Below are 21,634 nucleotides of genomic sequence, written 5' to 3' on the forward strand. Positions count from 1 at the left end.
AGCTAATTATAGATAACTAGAGCTCACGAAATAAGCCCTACTTGACTAGTTCGAGTGGGGCTTTTAAATTTTTATTGATTAGAGTGCAATTTGTTGAGGGTATTTCATAATTTTGTATATAACCTATGATGAAATTCGATGACACCTGATACTTATACACAAGCTTCGATGTTTGATTTGTGGCGTCAGAATCATTATTTATATAAAGATAAATATACCTCACACCAGACGTCGTACATCGAAAACCTTTTACCCGAAATTGCTGTGCAACTTAATGTTTATGAAGTTTTAGATATACTTCAACGCCGTTTTGGCACAGACATTATTCAACGAGCAATTGACCCCGAAAAAGGTATTGAAAGTCCACTGCAAAATCACACAGATTCTACTTGGCTGAAAAAATCTAATATGGTTGGTATAAACGTACGTACTATTCATAACTTTTTTAACGTCATTAAATATGCGTTTACGCTTCCTAAAGCACAAGATTCGATACACTTATTACCCATTTGGGAGCCTGGTGTAGTAGGTAGCCTTTATGGTATGACTAGCTTTAATATCAATAAAGAATTTTATAGTTCAGAGCTAGCTATTGCAATACCAGCCTTAAATACTGTTGAGAAACAATTGAGGTTTGTGGTGAATATTTTACACGCCATGGGGAAAAGTGTTGGCATGGATGTGATTCCACATACTGACCGTTTTTCAGAAATGGTTATTGCCTATCCTAGATTTTTTGAATGGGTTAGAAGAGTTGGTTGTAGAATAACGAGTAATTCTGAAACCATTTATCGAGAAATTGAGGAAATTATTTGGCATTATTTGGGTAGAAATGGAACGGCCAACGGTACGCCAATTTCATACTCTAAAAACACATTGTTTTCGCCTGAAATTCCGATTTTGAATGATGCCCAACGACTTGAAATTATTTTTGGTCATAAAGATGACACAGAAAGACGTTTACGCCGTAGGGTTGAGCTTATGCACGAGTTGATATACCAAGGCTACGAGACTCTGCCAATGACCATGGCTCCACCTTACAGAGGCCTGCATATTAACTCGGAAGAGTTTGTCCTTGATGAAAATGGCAATCGTTGGTACACCTATGAATTTGATGAACCACAGGCAATGTCGAGGGTTTTTGGCCCTTTAACGCGTTATAAGTTCTATCACTCAAAAGATGATAATTCAAATTGGGAATTAGATTTTGAAAACCCTAATAAACAGGTTTGGGAGTATTTCTGTCAGAAAGTATATGATTGTCAACGTGAATATAACCTTGACTTTATGCGAGGAGATATGGCTCACGTGCAGCCACGCTCAACGGGTGTACCAGCAAATCCAGATAAGTATTATGACCCACTCATGGCAGTAAAGCATTATGTGCAAAATAAAGGCGTAAAATACTTTGGTTTTTTTGCTGAAACATTTTTAGTTGAACCAGACTTTATGGGGTATGGAGATGAAAATGACCACCTTGAGGCTATTGATGCAGATTCAACCTTAGGTGATTTGCAATCTTCAATAGTAGGTTCGCAAGAATTTATGCAGAAATTTGTAAAATACTACGATTTGCTCAGGACAAGAAGGTTTGCTCCTAATTTCACGGTGATGACCGCCGATAAGGATGACCCTCGCTTTGATGAGTTTTACCGTACAGCAAATTATACCCGTTTGTTTGTCTCCTTGTTCCTAACCGATATGCCAAGTTATGTAGGTTTAGGGTTTGAAACTCGCAATATGCATCTTGAACGAGGATTAAATGAAGAATATACGAAGTTATACGTATTTGCTATTCGTGATGATAATGACCGAGATAAAGTAACACATGGGCCATTTATTTGGGGAAAAAACCATTATCAGTTTGGTTTATTTCAGCAGATGCACCAATTGGCGGAGAGACTTTGGGATGAAATAAAGGGACGTGACGTAAATTGGCTTTTGTATCCTACACAAGAACAAAAATTGATGATTTGGACTCTGAAAGATAATCCGAAGTATATTTTTGTAGTCAATCTCGATCCACAATATGTAATAAACGAGGATTTATTACATGAAAAAACATTTAATCACCCATTAAATCTTATTTTTAGTACTGCTCATTACAGTTGGCAGCATGAATGTAGAGTTTATAGCCTAGGTGATTAAGAATATTTTTATCCGAAAAGTTTCGAGCGAGGAGAAGTTTGAGGCTCTTATAATTTTATAGAATTAATGGATTTTGGAAAACTCCAAGATATTTCGAAAGTAGATTTTACGCTTCCAGCCGATAACCCATTTACTGCCCAAACGCTTGCGGTAGCACCAAAAGTAAGTAAACCTGAGTTATATTTTGGCCCACCAATTTGGGCAAATAAAGATTGGATTGGAAAGATTTATCCTTCAAATGCAAAAGATAAAGATTTTTTGTATTACTATACTCGACAATTTAATACAATCGAGTTAAATGTGACCCATTATCAAATTCCAACGTCTAAAACAGTTGAACGGTGGAAAGAATCAGCTGCAGATGGATTTAAGTTTTGCCCGAAGTTTCCGCAAGCTATCAGCCATGATAGACAACTAATTGGTTGTGAGTTTCTGACTGAACAATTTTGTGAAGCTATTTTAGGGCTTGGAGACCACCTCGGAATGACTTTTTTGCAGCTTGCTCCAACCTTTGACCCTCGACGCTTGAAAAGTTTAGAAGCTTTCTTGAAACAGCTACCCAAAGGTTTTCCTGTTTCAGTAGAATTTCGGCACCAAGATTGGTTTAGTGATAAAAATATTTGGGCGAAAACTTGTGAAATGTTAGCAGAGTTGAACGTAGGAACTGTCATTTCAGATGTTTCTGGAAGAAGAGATGTACTGCATACAACGTTAACAATTCCGAAACTAACCTTAAGGTTTGTAGGGAACGAATTACACCCTACCGATTACACGAGAGTAGATGATTGGTGTGAAAGATTAAAAAAATGGCTTGATGCTGGACTAAATAGTGCATTTATTTTTGTGCATTGTGGAGAGAATGAATTTGCTCCAGAACTCACAAAATATTGGATAAATACAATTAATGCGAAATATAGACTTGCAATCAAAGAACCTAAAATAATGCCGCAAGCAGTGCAGGGAAGCCTGTTTTGAAAAAAATGTTGCATAATTATAGGCAAGTCTATAACTTGCACTTTATTAGAATAATATATCCACAGTACAACAAAGATTTTTTTTCCTGACAAATTTAGCGAACAAAATAAGCCCGACGTTTCGTTGGGTTTTATTTTTTAAGGTTTATCTCATATACTTTATAACAAATATAAAAGACAAACGATGGAAGCAATTTTAGTTTACTGCGGTGCTAATCCTGGCACCAAACCAATTTATAAAGAAACTGCTGAACAGCTTGGTAAAAAACTGGCTGAGAAAAATATTCGATTGATTTATGGTGGAGGAAGCTTAGGTTTAATGGGTATTGTAGCTGACTCGGTTTTAGCTAATAATGGGCATGTAACCGGTATTATTCCACATTTTCTAGATAGAATGGAGGTTGGGCATAAAAATCTACCTGAAATGTATAAAGTGGAAACCATGCATGAACGAAAAGCTTTGATGGAAAAGCTTTGTGATGGAATTATCACACTGCCCGGAGGCTATGGTAGTATGGATGAACTTTTTGAGATTTTGTCATGGTCGCAGTTGGGGCTACACCAAAAACCGATTGGAATTTTAAACGTAAATGGTTTCTATGACAATTTATTGAAGCAGTTGGATGTGATGGTAGAAGAAGGATTTTTGAAGCCCGAAAATCGAAAATTATTGCTTGTGGCTGATAATCTTGATGAATTATTTTCAAAAATGGAAGCATTTAAACCTAACTACCAAGAAAAATGGTTGAATAGAGAGCAAATCTAATTATTTGAATAATCAAAACCCCAATTACATTAATTGGGGTTTACTATATACTTGATTATTCTTTCGTGGCTTCCAACTCGGTTCCCTGAATTTCCATTTTGAAACCGTTGATTTTCTTGTCGGAGTTTCGCGTAAAAGTAATAATCGAACCATACGAACTCGTTGATTGAAACTTATCTGCTTCAGGCTTTTTAACCAACTTATTTGCCCCATAGTCATCGGCTTCCCCAGTAAGGTGACCATCTACCAATTTTACCTTATAAGTAGCAAACGGATTGCTATCTTTTACTTTATAAGTACCTACGTATTGTTGCAGGGAATCGCTGGGGCTTGTTTGTGCAGAAGCAAAATGAAAGCCCAAACAAATAATGAGAAAAGTGAAAATGAGTTTTTTCATGTCTTTAATAGGTTTTGAATAGAAATTACTAACAAATAAAAGTTATTTACTCATAAATACAAAACAATTTATTAGCAGTAAATTTGCCGTAATAAAATCGAAATATTCAAATAAAAATATGTCTATCGCCGAACTTTATCAAAAATTTAAAGCCAGTAATGGTGTCTCGACAGATACTCGTAAGATTGACGAAGGAGTAATGTTTTTTGCTCTAAAAGGAGAGAAATTTAATGCAAATACTTTTGCTCAAGAAGCCCTGAATAAAGGTGCGAGTTATGTTGTAATTGATGAGGCAGAATATGTCATTGATGAACGCTGTATCTTGGTTGGAGATGTGCTTTATACGCTTCAGAAATTAGCAAACTATCATCGTCAACAATTAAATATTCCTTTCGTTGGCATGACTGGTTCTAATGGCAAAACAACTTCAAAAGAGTTAGTCGCAGCAGTTTTATCAAAGAAATATAAAACGTATTCTACTAAAGGAAATTATAATAACCATATTGGGGTTCCATTGACGGTTTTAGGCATTGATGATAGTTATGAGATTGCGGTAATCGAAATGGGAGCTAATCATCAAGGAGAGATTAGAGATTTATGTACTATTTGCGAACCAACACATGGGTTTATCACCAATGTTGGGAAAGCACATTTAGAAGGTTTTGGAGGAGTTGAAGGGGTAAAGAAAGGTAAGGGCGAACTATACGACTTTTTGGCCAAATCGGGTGGAACAGTTTTCGTCAACAATAATAGTGAGTCTTTACTTACGATGGCTTCACAACGTAAATTCAAAGAACGAATAGATTATTTGAATAACGATGAAGTAAAACTCTTACAAGATTCACCTGTGGCAGTATTTTCAGTAAACGGAGTAAGTTATGATAGCCACTTGCCGGGTGCATATAATTTCGATAATATCGCTACTGCACTTGCAGTTGGTAAATATTTTGGTGTGCCAGCCGAATTGGCTAATCAAGCAGCAGCAGAATATAATCCAGATAATAATCGCTCTCAGATTGTAGAAAAAGGCAGTAATAGTATCTTATTAGATGCCTATAATGCTAATCCTTCGTCGATGTCGGCATCTATTCAGAATTTTATCAACTTGCAAACTTCTAAAAAGAAAGTAGTGATTTTGGGAGATATGTTTGAATTAGGAGAAGAAGGCCCTGCCGAACACCGAATGATTGGAGAATTGGTAGCTAAAGGTAATTTTGATTTGGTAGTTTTGTTTGGTGAATTAATGACCAACGCACTCGAATTTTTACCAAATGCCTTTTATTTCTCTGATAAATTTTCTCTGCATAACTGGCTCATTGATAAGCAACTAAAAGATTCTTATGTGTTGATTAAAGGCTCTCGAGGAGTTAGTTTAGAAACGGTTGTACAATTCTTATGAAAGATAAAAGAAAAAGTCTCGTAGAATACGAGACCTTTTCTTTTATCTTTTTTGAAAACTTACACACAAATGTTTGTGTAGAAGTAGAGTCAAGTTAGTATTTAATGCGTGCTGTTCTTTTAATATTTGCTTTTCCACCTCATTTTGAGTTTTTCTTAACATTCGCTTTAATGTAAGAAATGAACGAATCTTTAGGAAAACTCCAAATATTACGAACCAAACTAGAGAACTTCCACTCAATTTATTGGGATGTATTTCTTTGAGCTTTAAACCAGCTAAACCAGCTAAAGTACGAAGGCGTTGAGCAGTACACAAATATACACGTCCGTTATAAATATGGGTATCGTCGTACCCTATCACACTGGCTTCATTCGATAAAAACATATTTCCACGTTCTGCCTCTACCCATAAATTCCCTAAACGACCACTCAAACCACTGTTATTGGGTTTGGTGATGATAAGCGTACCATCGGGTTTGAGTATTCTTGATAATTCTTGTAAGAGAAAAGTCTGATTCGGGATATGCTCAATGGTTTCCATCAATAAAACATAATCAGCGGTTGCAGATGCAATATTTAGAGGCTGATTCAAATCGATGAATGAACAACTAATTGCCTCACTTTTGAAAACATCAGGATACATATCAAACGATTGTACACTTGCTCCTGCATTATGCCAAAGGTTGGCAACAAAACCCGAGCCAGCCGACACATCAATTACCGTTTTATCTTTTACGTCATGTTCAGAAAGAAATCTATGCATAAACTCAAGGGCATAGCCACGAGAATGAGGTACATGCTTGATAAGACTTTTGAAATTGGGCATGGCTAAGAAATATCAATTGGACGCGTTTTAAATTTAACTTTCCAGCGGTCGATTTGTTTCTTTAATTTAAGGGTAAAGTTTTCCTCAGGAGCTGGTAAGGTACCTAAAAACTTAGGGCCAATTTTTAGATAATTCTTGAAAAAAGTATTGCTACTCAATCCCCATTTTAAGATAAACTCTGTTCTCCCATCATTTCGTTTCACACGCCCAGTGCTGCGGCTAGCAAAATGATACACTCTGCTCTTTCCCAAACCTTTGTAGTATCTTACGCCATAATGCCATAGTTTTATCATAAAGTCAGGGTCACTGTACATTCCCGGGAAAAATTCAATACTTAAACCACCAACAGCACGGTACACAAAAGTAGGAAGCACCATCGGATACCATTGACTCCCATTCCAATCATCTTTTGGGTAGCTTGCATATTCGGCTAAGAACTTTTCCTCATTAAACTCTGATGGATGAGTACCATAGTTTTTATCTGCAATGACACATGGATTGCCTTTGTCGAACCCCTCAATCATGGTTCCACTGATACACCATTTGTCATCCTTTTGTAGTTTGATTTCTTCGTATAGGTAAAAATCCCAGTCAGGACAGAGGTACATATCATCATCAATAAAAACCAAATAATCAGCAGTGGCCAAATGCGAAGCAGCATTGAAACCATAGCAAACACCAGAGTTTTGAGAGCTTTTCGTATAACTAATGTCACCTTGTGCAATTACCCAGTCTTCTGAGCCATCATTGCCTTCATTAACGTGTACAATAATTTGATGCTGATATCGACTATTTTTTCTAATGCTATTAACCGCACATTTCAAGTAGTCGAGATTATTCCAAGAAGGAATTAATATAGAAAAAACAGGAGAGTAGTTTAGAGCTACTTTTTTATGAAAAAAATCCATGAGGAGGGGTTAAGGTAGGTTTTCCAGAAGGATGTGTCATGAAGAATCAAGCGTTCATTAGTATGAAATCTTGATTCTTCATTTTATGCGTAATTATTTTTACCAGCCTTTTTTCAAAATGTAGGCAATATAGGCAACATCTTCTTCAGTTACTTTAGCATGAAGAGGCAAAACCAAGTATCTATCTTCAATGGCGTCCATTTTAGGGAATTTCCCTGGAGTACGTCCTCCGAAAATACTATACTTATCATTACGATAATGTACTTGTCCTGATTCTATGCCATGCTCACGAAGATGCTTCATAAGGTTTTCACGATTATCCACTTCGGCAGTGAGTAGCCACGCAGCGTGTTCACGGTCAGTATATTCACTACCGATAACTCTAATTCCTTTCACATCTTTTAATAAATCGCAATATAAGCGATAAAGTTTTTGACGATGCTCAAGGTGGTCATCAAACTCTTCAAGAGCGGCCAAGCCAATACTTGCCGCGATATCGGTCATTTGATATTTATAACCAATTTCAGTGATATCATTTTCCCAAATGCCTTTTTGTTTACTGCTACGGTCAATACCGAACCAACGGAGGCGTTTGGCTTTTTCTACCAATGATTTATCTTTTACCACTAACATCCCACCATCACCAGTAGTAATGTGTTTGATTGCTTGGAATGAAAACATTGTAAAATCGCTTTGGCTACCAATATACTGCCCTTTGTATTTGGCTCCAACGGCATGAGCGGCATCTTCAATGATGGCTAAGTTGTGCTTACGGCCAAGCTCCCAAAGCTCGTCCATATCGCAAGGTAAACCACCGTAATGAACGCAAACAATTGCTTTTGTTTTTGGCGTGATTAGTTCAGCCACGTGCTTCACATCAATATTGAGATTCGCATCAACATCGGCAAAAACAATTTTTACCCCCATATAATGAAATGGGATATTGGTAGCTGTACAAGTAAATACCGGTGCAATCACTTCATCGCCTTCTTTGAGGCCAGCTAATAAATAGGCTAAATGAAGTGCATCAGTTCCTGAACCAACTGCAAGGCTTTTGCAAGGGTTAGTAAATTTTTGTTCGAACTTTTGCTCAAACTCATCGACTCTTGGTCCTTGGCCAATCCATCGAGTGTTTAGTACTTCAGCTACATTCAAAGCAGCTTTGGCAGGAATATTTGGATGAAATAGAACGATTCCATCATTGGTATCCATGACAGGGAACTCGTTCATAGGCTTTTCAGCGGTCATAAAAAAAATAGTATTTTTAGGTTAGATGGCCAGAAAACTCTGGGTAATTTTTTACACGTTTAAAACTGCCCCCAACTCAGCTGAGTATATAGATAGGGTGTTAAAGCAAAGATAATATTATTAATTTTATTATTCTATAAAAAAAAGACTTTTGTCATATTTTTTTAATATTTAATCTATATAAAGTTCGATTTGGTAGCTAAAATAGATATTGTAAAATGCACATTTTAAGCACTTTAGCTTATTCGAAGAAATAATTAAAAAGGAGGTTAAACAACTAAAAATTTAATCAAATTGAAGATAATGTTTAGTAAATTTGTATCATGAACGAACAAATAAAAAGTACATTAGACGCATTAGAGATAAAAAAAGTCAATCCGATGCAAGAGGCCGCTTTTGAAAATATAGTGGCTCAAAAAGAAGTGATGCTTCTTTCACCGACTGGCTCAGGAAAGACCTTGGCATTTCTACTGCCATTAATACAATTACTCAAAACAGATGAAAAGCAAGTTCAGGCTCTGATATTAGTTCCATCGAGAGAACTGGCTTTACAAATTGAGCAAGTTTGGAAAAAGATGTCAACGGGTTTTAAAGTAAATACTTGTTATGGAGGACATTCTATGCAAACTGAAATTCAGAATTTAAGTTCTCCACCTGCCTTATTGATAGGAACACCTGGAAGAATAGCCGACCACATCGAACGTAATACTTTTAGTTTAGATAATATTGAAACGTTGATTTTAGATGAATTTGATAAATCACTTGAACTAGGTTTTCATGAGCAAATGTTGTTTATCATAAATCATCTAAGACGCCTAAAAAAGAAAATTTTAGTATCGGCAACTGCGGGCATTGAAGTACCAGAGTTTGTAGATTTAAAATCGCCCAAAATTTTAGATTTTTTATCGAAAGATTCATCTGTAAATCAACAATTACACCTATGTGAAGTAATTTCACCTGAGAAAGATAAACTCAATACTTTGTTTGATTTATTGTGCATGCTCAACTCCGAAGCTGCACTGGTATTTTGTAATCACAGAGATGCAACCGAACGAACAAGTCAATATTTGAATAGTATGGGTTTGAAAGCAAGCTTTTATCATGGTGGAATGGAGCAAGATGATAGAGAGTTGGCTTTAGTAAAATTTAGAAATGGAAGTGTAAAGTACCTAATCACAACTGATTTGGGTGCAAGAGGGCTTGATATTCCTGAGATGAAGCACGTGATACATTATCATTTGCCATTACAAGAACATGAGTTTATTCACCGTAACGGCCGAACTGCACGTATGCACGCAACAGGTACGGCCTACGTAGTGCTTGCTGAGGAAGAAAATCGCCCGCATTATTTAGCAAAAGATATTGAGCAGATTAACCTTTTAGGTAAAAAAACATTGCCACAGTTGCCTGATTATGAGACACTTTATATCAGTGGTGGCAAGAAAAATAAAATTAATAAAATAGATATTGTTGGATTTTTATCACAAAAAGGGCAATTAGAAAAAGAAGATTTGGGCTTAATTGAAGTAAAAGATTTTACCTCCTTTGTTGCTGTAAAACGAGAAAAAGTAAAGGTTCTTTTGCAGTTAATTCGAAATGAAAAAATGAAAGGCAAGAAATACAAGATAGAGATTGCACGATAAGCCTAAACAACAATCGAGTTGGCATATAAAAGCCAACTCGATTGTTGTTTTTATAATTGATTAGTTTCTGCGTCCTCTTCCTTCTCCTCTGCCACCACCTTCATTGGAAGGTCTTTCACTGCGTTCACTACGGCCTCCTTCTGAGTTACGTTCTCCACGACCACGATTGCCTTCTGAAGTGTTTGGCACGTCACGTTCGCTACGACTATGCTCTACGCCACTGCCACGTCCGTAATTATCCGAACGGCTTTCGCCTGCATTTGGGCGATTATTTCTTGTTTCATTACCATAATCACGAGGGCTACGTTCGATAGGAGTTGAAGTAGTATTTTCAATTTCCCCTCTTGAACCACGCTCATTATTATTCCAACTTGGTCGGCTGCTACGGTTATTATCATTACCTCTTCCTCGCTCATTGTTATTCCAATCTGGGCGTGAACCACGGCTATTATCATAGCCACCTCTCGAATTATTATTGTCATATCTACGGCTTTCATAGCGACCATTATCATAAGTACGAGGATTTGAGCGATAACGACTACGCTCGTTATAATATTCGCGGGCAATTCGGTTGCGGTCATTGTGATACCATCCTCTATAATTAGTGCGTGGAGTATATCCAAAACGAATATTTCCAAAGCCACGGCGGTCGAAGCGGTAGAAATCAAAACCGCCTTGGTAATACCAGCGAGGATAACCACGGAGGTCATTCCAAGCAAGATCGAAACCATAAAAACGACGATCGTAATCATAGAGTTCAAGCCCAACTTGACGATTTAAATAAGCCACGTCGTCCCATATTTCACGTTGTTCCCAACCCATATAAATACCATCAGATAAATAGATATATTCTTTACGTTCTACATCTTCCAAACGACGGTACAAACGGTTCGCTTCATTACGTGTAATTAGTCCATTCTGAATACCATTGCTGATGCGTACACGAATATCCCAATGCCAATCAAATTCGTCATCGTAGTAGTATCGGTCATCATCATAGCCATTACTGTAATTATCATAAACACCACCATATTGAGCATTTGCCGAAAAAACAGTTACGAATACCATTATTGCGGCTATCATGAATTTTCTCATTGTCTTATATTAATTTAATTTGTTCTAATTTACTGTTTAGATGCAGAAAGGTATTAAAAGGTTTGCTGTAGATTTGTTAATTGATTGTTAATGTATTTTTTTGACTTGTAGGACAGGTTTTCAACCTGTCAATAAACAAGAGTAAAAGTATAAGATTACCTAAAGATATACCCCACAGATAGGTTAAAAACCTGCCCTAGATATCAATCTTATTTACAATTTTGTGTAAGTTTGTTTGTCTATTTTTCATCATTCAAACGCATTAAACCTTTTATATGAAAACCTTTTTACTTCTATTACTTTTACCATTTTCAATATTTGCCCAAAAAACAATCTCAAAAACGTTTTCTGCTGCTGAAATTAGTCGGTTTCAACAGACAGCTAAGCGAGTAAATATCATTCGAGATAATTGGGGTATTCCTCATATTTATGGGAAATCAGATGCTGATGCAGTTTTTGGTTTATTATATGCACAATGTGAAGATGATTTCAAACGAGTTGAGATGAATTACATCGAAAAATTGGGTAGAATGTCGGAAATTAAAGGAGAAAGTAGCCTTTACGATGATTTACAAATCAAACTATTAATTGATACAACTGAGGCCATTGCCGACTACAACAAAGCCGAGCCATGGATGAGAAAATTACTCAACGCCTACGCCGACGGTATTAATTTTTATTTATATACGCACCCAAATACAAAGCCAGCTTTATTAACACGTTTCAAACCATGGTATCCACTTTTATGGACTGATGGAAGTATTGGTGCAATCAGTACGGCCGATATTACTACTGCCGAACTTAAAAATTTCTATTCAGGAGATAAGGTAAGTTATGTTGCCGAACCTAAAGACCCAGAAAACCAGACGGGTTCTAATGGGTTTGCATTTTCACCGAAAGTAACGGCGTCGGGTAATGCCATTCTATACATTAATCCGCACGTAACTTTTTATTTCAGACCTGAAGTACAAGTATCAAGTGAAGAAGGTTTAAATGCTTATGGGGCAGTAACATGGGGGCAAATGTTTGTTTATCAAGGCTTTAATGATTATTGTGGTTGGATGCATACTTCTTGTAATGTAGATGTGGCTGATGTATATGCTGAAAAAATTTCGAAGAAAGGCGATAAGTATTTTTATGAATATGATAAACAATTAAAGCCAGTTACGGAGAAAAAAATAAGCATAAGCTACAAAGATGGAGATGGTTTAAAAACTAGAGTTTTTACTACTTATTATACGCATCACGGGCCAATAATGGCTAAACGAAATGACCAATGGATTAGCTTAAAATCATATAATCGCTCAATGACAAGCTTGATTCAGAGTTGGAAGCGTACTAAAGCAAAAGGCTTTGAAGAATACAAGCAAATCATGGATTTACGAGCAAATACTTCAAATAGTACTGTTTTTGCCGATAATAAAGGGAATATTGCTTTTTGGCATGGAAACTTCATTCCAGTACGTGACCGTCAGTATAATTGGGCAAAAGTAATGGATGGTAGTACTTCAGCTACCGAATGGAAAGGCCTACACAAAGTTGATGAAACGGTTCATGTATATAATCCTGTAAATGGTTGGCTACAAAATTGTAATTCTACACCATTTTCCGCGGCCGGGGTGATGAGTCCGAAAAAAGCAGATTACCCACCATACATGGCACCCGATGGCGAGAATTTTAGAGGTGTAAATGCTGTAAAGGTTTTAGACCGAGAAAAAAGCTATACACTTGATAAAGTCATTGCAGCAGGATATGATACAAATTTGGCTGCTTTTGAAGTATTGATTCCTTCTTTGATTAATATTTTTGAGAAAAATGTAAAACCAACTGATTCACTTTATGCAGCGTTGAGTGAACCAATTTCGGAGTTAAAAAAATGGGATTATCATACTTCAGAAACTTCAGTGGCTACTACGTTAGCGATTGAGTGGGCGGGCAAACTTAGTGCTACTTTACAAAAATTATACATTGACGAAGGTGAAGACGACCAAGTGGCCAACGTGAAACGATTTGCTGCAACGGCCACTCCTGAGCAGGTTTTACCTCCATTACTGACTGTGGTAAATGATTTGAAAAAGAAATTTGGTAAATGGAAAATGCCTTGGGGCGAGATAAATCGTTATCAAAGAGTTTCGTCAGATATTCAACAAAAGTATGATGATGCCCAACCAAGTTATCCAGTAGGTTTTGCTTCCGCACTTTGGGGAATGTTGCCTTCTTATAATAGCCGTTATTATGCAGGTACTCAGAAACGTTATGGGGTTAGTGGTAATAGTTTTATTTGTGCAGTTGAATTTGGACCCAAAATAAAAGCTAAGTCATTATTAGCAGGTGGTGAAAGTGGCGACCCAAGCTCTAAACACTTCACCGACCAATTGGAAATGTACACCAAAGGCAAATTTAAAGATGTACTTTTCTACAAAGAAGATGTATTGAAAAACGCCGAGCGGACTTATCATCCTGGCGAATAAAAATATAAAAAAGCCTGTAAATTGATATTTTACAGGCTTTTTTATTGATTAATCGAACAGAAATGAACTTAATAAATCATTATAATTACTTTTATGAAGTTAGCTTTTTCTAAAGCTGCACGGCTCCTGAATACTGCAAAGTGGCGATGGCTTTTTCGTATTTCGATTTAAGCGTTTCGAGTTTAGTTTTCATTTCTATCAATTTGGTTTCTCTTGAGTTAATTAAAAATAATGTACTTTCACCCAAAAGGAACTTCTGCTTTTCTGCTTCCAATAACTTAGCTTGGTTACTATTGGCAACGAGTTGTTGTTCGATTTGTTTGGCTAAATTTTGTACTTCATTATAGGCACTTTCTACCGCAATCCTCAATTCTCGTTCAATAATGGTTTTATCGAAAGATGTTTGTAATTGCTTAATTCTAACCGATTGTAATTTGCCTCGTTCTTTTCTTAAAAACAAAGGCATTTCGAAATTGACGCCAATCTTATGATTATTGACTAAGAATCCACTTGGGACACTTTCTTTTTGGTAAGCTAATGGTACTTGTAAGAAATTGAAACTCACATTGAATTGGGGTTTGAGCATTTCCTTTCTAAAACCCTCTTCAATTCTTAACTGTTTTTGTTTTAAAATAATCTTGGCAATTTCTGGGTGATTTTGCTCAAGGTTTTTAAGAATATCATCAACTTTTTGGCGTTCAATTGCTACCCCTTGGGTTTCTTGCGGAATGAAATTAGAGCTAAGTTCAAGGGGCTGTTCAGAAGAATTCCATAAATAATTAGATAGAGCAAGCGAAGCATTTTGAAATTCTAACATTGATTGTTCTAAGGCAATTGAGCGGTCTTGTACCGTAATTCTTGCTTCAATGCTATCAATAGCGGCTGCTTCGCCTATCCTAGTTCGTTCGCTTAATAATTTAAAACGCTCGTCAGCCATCTGAAAAGCCTCTTGATTGAGTTTAAGTTTTTGATAACTCAGATACCATTCCCAATAATCTTTAGCTGCCGAAAAAATAAACTTATTGAGGGTCTTTTGGCGTTCTGCTTGAGCCATATTGCCCAATAATTTTGCTTGTAAAAGTGTGTTTCGGCGAGCATCAATGAGCAAGCCTTGTCCGAGAGGTACGCTAATGCCTGTAAATATCAAACTGGCAGATTCATCGCTTCTGAGTCGAGTACCTGAATTTTGTTCATAGCCACCTTTAAGCTCAATACCACTATAAATAGGCACTTTTAATGTACTTTCAAGGCGGTTATAATAATCTTTTCCATCGAGCGATTTTCTATCAAAATTTGTGGATAGTTTTGGGTCAAACTGTCCTCTTGCTTGTATCAATTCGGCCTTTGCATCATCCAAGTATAAATTAGCTTGTTTGATAACTGGATGGTTCTTAAGTACAATTTCTTGAAAATCTTGAAAAGAAAAAACTTCTGTTTTTTGAGAAAAAACCTTCAAAGAAAATAAACTCAGTAACCAACTCAGCCCCAAAATGTATATGTTTTTTCTGGTTAGTTTCATTTTTGGTTTCAATATGTTTTTATTTCTTTTCGGATGTATCTTTATCTTTCGTCTCATCTTCAGGAGCTTCTTTCAAACTCGGAGGGAAAGCATTGAGTTGACGCCACAATTCATACCATACAGGTACATCATCGAGCATTATCCAACCATAGACACCAGACCCTACACGTAATTGTTTCGGCCAATTTCCACCATCTGAAGTAACCAATAAACGATACTGACCATTTTTACTATTGACCATATCTATAACCTTCACTTTTCCAGCGAATGTACCAACCGAAACCGAAGGCCAACCTGAAAACTGAATAGCTGGCCAACCTTCAAATTCTAAACGAGCAATGCGACCCTGTTGAATAAGCGGAACATCCATTGCGTTTACGTAGAGTTCGACGGCCAAGTTTGGATTAACGGGCTGAAGTGTACAAATTGATTCAGTCTCTTTTAATGTTTCGCCAATACCAGTTTTCATAGCTTTCACTACATAACCATCTTGTGGAGCTCTTACTACATAAAGACCTCGACGAATATCGACACTTGCTTGTTTGTTTACTAATTTCGAAAGTTCAGATTGTCCATCAGCAATGGAAGCTAAGGCTGAACTCCTATCAGAACGGGCTTTGGCAATTTTTTCGGCATATTCGGCATTAACCGAATTAAGTTCGATTTGGCTATTGATTAATTCTTGCTTTGAAATTGCTAGCTTATTTTGAACCGAAATCAATTTGTTTTGAGTTTCTTGAAACTTTAAGCGTCGAGTTTCGATTTCATTCAACGATAATATACCTTGTTTTTCTTGGGTAAGTCCACGTTGAAGACGGTCCTGAGCAATTTTAACTTGAAGCTGCTCCGCTATTACATCAGAGCTATCAGCACTTACTTTTGCCCGATTCTGTTTTACTTTATTTCGAGCTTTTTCAAGACTCAATTGCCAGTTATTTGATAAAGCTTCTATTTGCTTTTGCAAAGCATCAGACTTCGCTTGATAACTACTTAATGCTTCCTTTTTTGCTTGTAGCTGCTCATTGAGGCGAGTAGGAAGTTGGGGGTCGAAATACTCATCTTTTAATTCAGAAAGTATAACTAATGTATCGCCTTTCCTTACTAATTGCCCTTCCACTACATTCCATTGCTCAATTCTACCTGCTATCACGTTTTGAATATCTTGTGGGCGTTCGGCAGGATTTAGGGCTGTTACGTATCCTTTACCATTGATATTTTGCTGCCACGGCAAAAACAAAGTAATGATAAATATGATAAAAAAGCCCAATAGCCAACGCTTCAAGACATGTGCACCTTTGGGTGTATTGACCAGTTCCTGTAAGTAGGCATTACTCGATTCTTTGACAGAATCTGGAATATTATTATTTGATAAATTTAACATCTTGCTATCTAAAACTTTTTGTTGGAGATTAGCTCGGGAACTTTTCATTCCAAAATAGAGAGCTAACAAAAAACTATGAACTAGATTTTAGTATAAATAATTTTGGAAACTTGAATCTTTCTTCAATTCACTAAATGTTCCTTCTTGGATAATTTGTCCTTTATCCATTAATATTATTTTATCACATTGTTCCATGATACTCTCTTTCTTTGTTTCAATCAAAACTGTTGTTGGCTTACTTCTTGATAAAATAAACGAAGAAATAGCATCTAACTCTTGTTTATTGAATGAATCGAAGCAATTAGATAAAATCAAAAGTCTTGGCTGAGATAGTAAACAACGAGCCAAAATTAGCTTAGTCTTGAATGAGTCAGAAAATCTACGGCCACCTGATAAAATTTGTGTCTGTAAGCCATCTTTTAGTTTACCAATGCCTTCGTTTAATTGAAGTCCCTCTAATATTTCTCTTAAATCTTGGTCGTTGATATGCGGACGATTAAGGGTAATATTTTCTAAGATTGTTCCATCGAAAATGGCATCAACAGTTTGATTTTTCTTCACATAAAGAAAGAAATGCTCTTGCTGAATATCACGAATAGAAATACCATCATAAGCTATGAGCCCTTGGTAATCGCCTAAAATTCCTGCTAAAACCTTCAAGAAAGTTTCTTTCCCTGAGCCATTGATACCCGAAATGGCTATTTTCTCCGATGGTTTTACTTTTAGGTTGATGTTATTAAGGACAAAATCTGAGCTATCGGCAAACTTATACTTTAAGCCTTTTAGCTCAATTCCAATACCTTGTTGTTTATTCTCTAAATGTCGAAGAATGCCTTTATGATTTTCGAGAGGAAGGTCAGAGACATGTCCGAGCTTATCAACGGCGGTTAGTAAATCAAATATTGAATCGAATGATAATAAAATTTTCTCAACCGAACTTACTACCAAAACAACCACAATTTCGGAAGCTACAAACTGCCCGATGGTTATTTGTAAATTTACAACAAGATAGGTTCCTAAAATCAGAAGACCACCTACAACTAATGCTTTGAAAAAAACCGCATTATAAAACAGAATAAGTAAATAGTTGAAGTACTTTTTACGATATTTAAGATAACTGCCCGATAGTTGTTCCATTTTTTGCATTGGGAAGTTTCTTCCGCCAGCAATTTTAAAAACGGCAGTCATACGAGCCATATCTTGCAGCCAATATGCAATCTTAAATTTATACTTCGATTTTACCATGTTGGCATCGAGTAGGCGTTTACCATAAATTCTGATGACCAAGAAAATGATAAGAACAGTAAGTAAGGCAAAACCAATAAATAAAGGATGATAGGCTGAAAGAAGTAACAAACCGAAGATAATCTGAATCAAGGCGGCAGTTACATCTATTAATATTTTGGGTAATGTTTTTTGTACCGTAATAATATCAAAGAATCGATTCATCAATTCTGGTGGATAATAATTACGAAGAGCTTCGGTTTTGATATTCGTAATTCGGTAGGTGTACTCAAAGGCAGATTTTATGAATAAACGCTCTTGTAAAAACTCGACAATCGTAAGCTGCATGACCTGCATCACTCCCGATAAAACGAGTGCCAAAATAACCAAGCCAATAAGTATGTAAATAGAGCTAAAATAAACCCCACCTTGTACAAAACCAATGATTGCTTGAATACCCAATGGAAGTGCTAAACTGATAGTCCCAATCAAAATGGCGTATACGTAAATAGATAAAATATCTCGTCGCTCGATGCGGAGCATGCTGATGAGCCTCTTGAATGGTGAAAGTTTTTCCGTTGAATTATTTTCTTCAGCAATTGCCTCCACGGGGAAAAATGTAAAAAGCTGAACCATACCAGAGGTAGAATTCAGCTTTTCGAAAATATTATCTATTTGAACTAAGCCTTCGGTTGTGATTTTGAAAGCTTTACTTACTTTGTTTTTTTTATTTGGTAAAAAAAAGTATCCTTCACCACTGCCATCCAAGAACATAAATGGCGTGGTGCTTTTCTTCTCAAACTCTTTGATTTGATTGGCAGTTACTTCATTTTCTATCAAAACAATACCCTTTTTCTCAATAGTACTACGAAGCTGATTAATGAAATCTTCGTTCGACTCGATTGAAGAGTTTGTTTGAACACCGTAATGAGTAAATTCAAAAAACAGAGCTAATTTTTCTAATATGTTATCTAAGACTGGTTTCATTTATTCGTATAATTATCTTCTGTTTATACAAAGTACGACTAGTGTTTTCTGTATAAAATTCAAACAAAACTTGGAACAAATTGTTTTTTATAGTTTTGCACAAACTGAATTTACACGTTTCAGAAAAGTAAATTCTATCGTTTTTTTTGCAAAATTTGCCGTTTTGAGTTTATAATCCTAATTAGAATACCATTAGAAACCTAAAATTGGGTCTTTTTACTATTAATTTATAGGTAGTTGTATGTTAAATAATAATTTTGAAAGTAGGCTTAATTATTTTTTAATCCAAATAAAATTCGAGTTAAAGAAAATGGTTTTATAAGGAAATGATAAATCATGAACGAACCTCCAAAAGTGCCCAAAACCAAAATAAAAAACTTCGGAATTACGCTCATTGGCCAATCAGCCATATAAAAACCAATCGAAACCGTAATCGTTTGGTGAAGTATATAAAACGGATAAACTGCTTCGTTTGCGTAGCTAACAAAACTATTAGAAAAGTTGAGATAATGTTTGGCAAAACCAGCAATGGCTAAAATCATAAACCAAATATGAGTCATTTTTAGAATACTATTTAAAAGTAATATTTTCCAAGTGTTTTCGGGAAGTGCTCCAAATAATGCATCATAAGTTTTGCTTAATAGAATGATGAAAATGGCTATAAAAAGAAATATTTTTCGATTTTTTTCTATGGTATCCCACACTTTTGCTTCTCTACCCAAAAGATAGCCATTAATGAAAAATAGCAGTGATAGCGTAAAATTGTACCAATCAGAGGTTAAATTGTGAGTAACAGGCCAGCTTTTTCTAAGTAAAAAATAAGTCGCGGCTAATGGAATTATCAGAAGAATTAATCTGAGCAATGCATTCGAATCAGAGGAAAAGAAGCGTAGGTTTTTAGCTTTAATCCATGTAAAAAAAGGTGTGGCTAAAAGAGAAAATACCCAAAGATAGGCCACAAACCATAAATGATGCCAGCTAAAGCTTCCTTCAGGATAGGGCACGAATGCAAATACACTTGGGTAGAATGACCAATATGAACCTTCAAATGCTTGGCTTTGTAAACGCTCGAAATAGATTTGTGGAGGAACAATGACAAACATTCCAAAAATCAGTGGAAGCAAAAGGCGTTTGGTGCGTTCGCCTATAAATTGTTTGCTCGTTCGAGATTTCATGGCAAAACTTACGCCTACACCCGAAATAAAAAACAATAAAGATAATCGCCAAGGATTGATGACTTCCATCCAAATTTTAAATCCATTGGCAATGACATTGTTTTTTACGTGCCAGCCCCAATCGACAAAAAACATTCCGCTGTGGTAAAAAATTAATAAGCCAAAGGCAATGACACGAATCCAGTCAAGATAATATTGTCGCTTTTTCATAAAATTGTTTTTTTAGTTATTACGACAAATTTCAGGCGTTTGTGCCTAAAAATGAGTATTTACTTATCGAAGAGAAGTTCGTTCTTATAAAATCGAACATTAACTTGTTCGAAAACTTGAAGGCGTTTTACCTGTAAACTTTTTGAAAGCAGTATTGAAAGCTGATTTGGAATTATAGCCAACCATTTCGGCAATTTCTTCAATTTTTAAATGATTAAATGTTGGACTACTAAGCATTTCTCTCGCCTCATTGATGCGATGCTGGGCCGTAAAATCGAAAAATGTTTGCCCAAGCGATTCATTTAAGATTTGTGAAAGATGATGTGGCGAAACACCTAAACGTTTGGCAAAACTGGGTAATGAAAAAGAGGAATCGAGGAATGGCTTTTCGTTTTGCATAACCAACTGAATTTTTTCAAGTGTATTTTCTTGAATCTCGCTGGTCAGCGAAGACTTTTCGTATTTTTTGTTTATTCTCGGTGTAAAAACTTCGGGTTGGTTCATAAATGTAAAACTCAAACCGTATATCAAAAATGTTAAATACGCAGCAATGAAATGGTCGCCCAAGTCATGAGGGAAAAGCAATTTAGTTACAACAAAAACAATCGTAGCCAAAATCGAATAAAGTTGCCCTCTACGGCACCAAACAAATGTTTGATTTTGGTTCGACCAAAAGCTCATTCGTTCATTATTGCTTACTTCTCGAAGAACCGAAATACCTAAACCTGCATACACACACATTTGTAAAAGCATCAGCTCGTTGATATAATCTCGAATGAGATAAATCCATTCAGGAAAAGTATATTCACAAGTTAGTTGAGGCAGCGTATCATGATGATAGGCGTTTAAGTAAGCATTATATTTTTCGGGATAACCTTTCGAGTAAAATGTAATGGAAAGATAAACGATATACGCTACAAAAGGTAAAAAATGCAACCAATCTGATTTCTTAAATTGCTTTCCCAAGAGGGTTTTATGGTAAATAAATATCAGAGGAGCAAACAAGAGATTCGTTGGTTCGGCAAAATCGATGAGCCAAATGACTCGAAACATGTAATTGGTATAACACAAAAGTATTTCTGATAATGCCGCCGCAAAGGCAATTAATAAGACGCCTAAAAATTTATTGGCTAAGAAATGAGCTTGTTTTCCGAATAAAAAGAAATAAGCCAAAAATAAGGCTTGAATAATGCCCAGAAATATCCAAAGCGAGTAGATGTCTATTTTTAGTGGAAGAACTTGGGGCATTTTTGATAAATATTTC

At 36.0% G+C, this 21,634-nt stretch carries 16 protein-coding genes; 6 read left to right on the forward strand and 10 right to left on the reverse strand.

Features of this window, described 5'->3' with window-relative positions; all coding sequences use genetic code 11:
- The first annotated feature begins 138 nt into the window (after positions 1–138).
- The 3 genes from EMTOL_RS08835 (at position 139) to EMTOL_RS08845 (ending at position 3,888) form a co-directional block, all read left to right on the forward strand.
- Positions 139–2,148, forward strand: a complete 2,010-nt coding sequence (locus EMTOL_RS08835) for an alpha-amylase family protein (protein WP_015028932.1) — start codon at positions 139–141, stop codon at positions 2,146–2,148.
- 66 nt (positions 2,149–2,214) lie between these two features.
- A complete protein-coding gene (locus EMTOL_RS08840) occupies positions 2,215–3,123 on the forward strand; it encodes a DUF72 domain-containing protein (protein ID WP_015028933.1) in 909 nt (302 codons plus the stop codon).
- Between the two features lie 183 nt (positions 3,124–3,306).
- Positions 3,307–3,888, forward strand: a complete 582-nt coding sequence (locus EMTOL_RS08845) for an LOG family protein (protein ID WP_015028934.1) — start codon at positions 3,307–3,309, stop codon at positions 3,886–3,888.
- A gap of 55 nt (positions 3,889–3,943) precedes the next feature.
- On the opposite strand, the gene EMTOL_RS08850 is transcribed toward EMTOL_RS08845, so the two are convergent.
- A complete protein-coding gene (locus EMTOL_RS08850) occupies positions 3,944–4,285 on the reverse strand; it encodes a DUF3471 domain-containing protein (protein ID WP_015028935.1) in 342 nt (113 codons plus the stop codon).
- Positions 4,286–4,403: 118 nt separating this feature from the next.
- Between EMTOL_RS08850 and EMTOL_RS08855 the strand changes: the two genes are divergently transcribed.
- A complete protein-coding gene (locus EMTOL_RS08855; RefSeq protein ID WP_015028936.1) occupies positions 4,404–5,684 on the forward strand; it encodes a UDP-N-acetylmuramoyl-tripeptide--D-alanyl-D-alanine ligase in 1,281 nt (426 codons plus the stop codon).
- 42 nt (positions 5,685–5,726) lie between these two features.
- Here EMTOL_RS08855 and EMTOL_RS08860 read toward each other — a convergent pair whose 3' ends face one another.
- The 3 genes from EMTOL_RS08860 to EMTOL_RS08870 all read right to left on the reverse strand — a co-directional run bounded on the left by EMTOL_RS08860 (position 5,727) and on the right by EMTOL_RS08870 (position 8,665).
- The gene (locus tag EMTOL_RS08860) at positions 5,727–6,509 is read right to left on the reverse strand and encodes a class I SAM-dependent methyltransferase (RefSeq protein WP_015028937.1); all 783 of its coding nucleotides are present in this window, start codon (positions 6,507–6,509) and stop codon (positions 5,727–5,729) included.
- Positions 6,510–6,511: 2 nt separating this feature from the next.
- Positions 6,512–7,417 (reverse strand): glycosyltransferase family 2 protein, encoded by a 906-nt coding sequence (locus tag EMTOL_RS08865; protein ID WP_015028938.1) that lies wholly within the window; start codon positions 7,415–7,417, stop codon positions 6,512–6,514.
- Positions 7,418–7,516: 99 nt separating this feature from the next.
- On the reverse strand, positions 7,517–8,665 hold the full coding sequence (locus tag EMTOL_RS08870) for a DegT/DnrJ/EryC1/StrS family aminotransferase (protein WP_015028939.1): 1,149 nt from the start codon (positions 8,663–8,665) through the stop codon (positions 7,517–7,519).
- Positions 8,666–8,988: 323 nt separating this feature from the next.
- Here EMTOL_RS08870 and EMTOL_RS08875 point away from each other — a divergent pair, with 323 nt between their 5' ends.
- Positions 8,989–10,308: a DEAD/DEAH box helicase gene (locus EMTOL_RS08875; RefSeq protein WP_015028940.1), complete on the forward strand. Its 1,320-nt coding sequence runs from the start codon at positions 8,989–8,991 to the stop codon at positions 10,306–10,308.
- A 60-nt stretch (positions 10,309–10,368) separates the two neighbouring features.
- Here EMTOL_RS08875 and EMTOL_RS08880 read toward each other — a convergent pair whose 3' ends face one another.
- Positions 10,369–11,403, reverse strand: coding sequence for a hypothetical protein (locus EMTOL_RS08880; RefSeq protein ID WP_015028941.1), 1,035 nt, complete (start codon positions 11,401–11,403; stop codon positions 10,369–10,371).
- Positions 11,404–11,678: 275 nt separating this feature from the next.
- On the opposite strand from EMTOL_RS08880, the gene EMTOL_RS08885 reads away from it, so the two are divergent.
- Positions 11,679–13,874 (forward strand): penicillin acylase family protein, encoded by a 2,196-nt coding sequence (locus tag EMTOL_RS08885; RefSeq protein ID WP_015028942.1) that lies wholly within the window; start codon positions 11,679–11,681, stop codon positions 13,872–13,874.
- Between the two features lie 109 nt (positions 13,875–13,983).
- On the opposite strand, the gene EMTOL_RS08890 is transcribed toward EMTOL_RS08885, so the two are convergent.
- The 5 genes from EMTOL_RS08890 to EMTOL_RS08915 all read right to left on the reverse strand — a co-directional run bounded on the left by EMTOL_RS08890 (position 13,984) and on the right by EMTOL_RS08915 (position 21,618).
- Positions 13,984–15,393: a TolC family protein gene (locus EMTOL_RS08890; protein ID WP_015028943.1), complete on the reverse strand. Its 1,410-nt coding sequence runs from the start codon at positions 15,391–15,393 to the stop codon at positions 13,984–13,986.
- A 19-nt stretch (positions 15,394–15,412) separates the two neighbouring features.
- Complete coding sequence (locus EMTOL_RS08895) at positions 15,413–16,822, reverse strand: HlyD family secretion protein (RefSeq protein WP_015028944.1); 1,410 nt, start codon at positions 16,820–16,822, stop codon at positions 15,413–15,415.
- A 39-nt stretch (positions 16,823–16,861) separates the two neighbouring features.
- On the reverse strand, positions 16,862–18,985 hold the full coding sequence (locus EMTOL_RS08900) for a peptidase domain-containing ABC transporter (RefSeq protein WP_015028945.1): 2,124 nt from the start codon (positions 18,983–18,985) through the stop codon (positions 16,862–16,864).
- Between the two features lie 269 nt (positions 18,986–19,254).
- On the reverse strand, positions 19,255–20,370 hold the full coding sequence (locus EMTOL_RS08910; protein ID WP_015028946.1) for an acyltransferase family protein: 1,116 nt from the start codon (positions 20,368–20,370) through the stop codon (positions 19,255–19,257).
- 99 nt (positions 20,371–20,469) lie between these two features.
- The gene (locus tag EMTOL_RS08915) at positions 20,470–21,618 is read right to left on the reverse strand and encodes an AraC family transcriptional regulator (RefSeq protein WP_052315362.1); all 1,149 of its coding nucleotides are present in this window, start codon (positions 21,616–21,618) and stop codon (positions 20,470–20,472) included.
- Positions 21,619–21,634 lie beyond the last annotated feature (16 nt).

The sequence above is a fragment of the Emticicia oligotrophica DSM 17448 genome (assembly GCF_000263195.1).
GTDB lineage: Bacteria > Bacteroidota > Bacteroidia > Cytophagales > Spirosomataceae > Emticicia > Emticicia oligotrophica.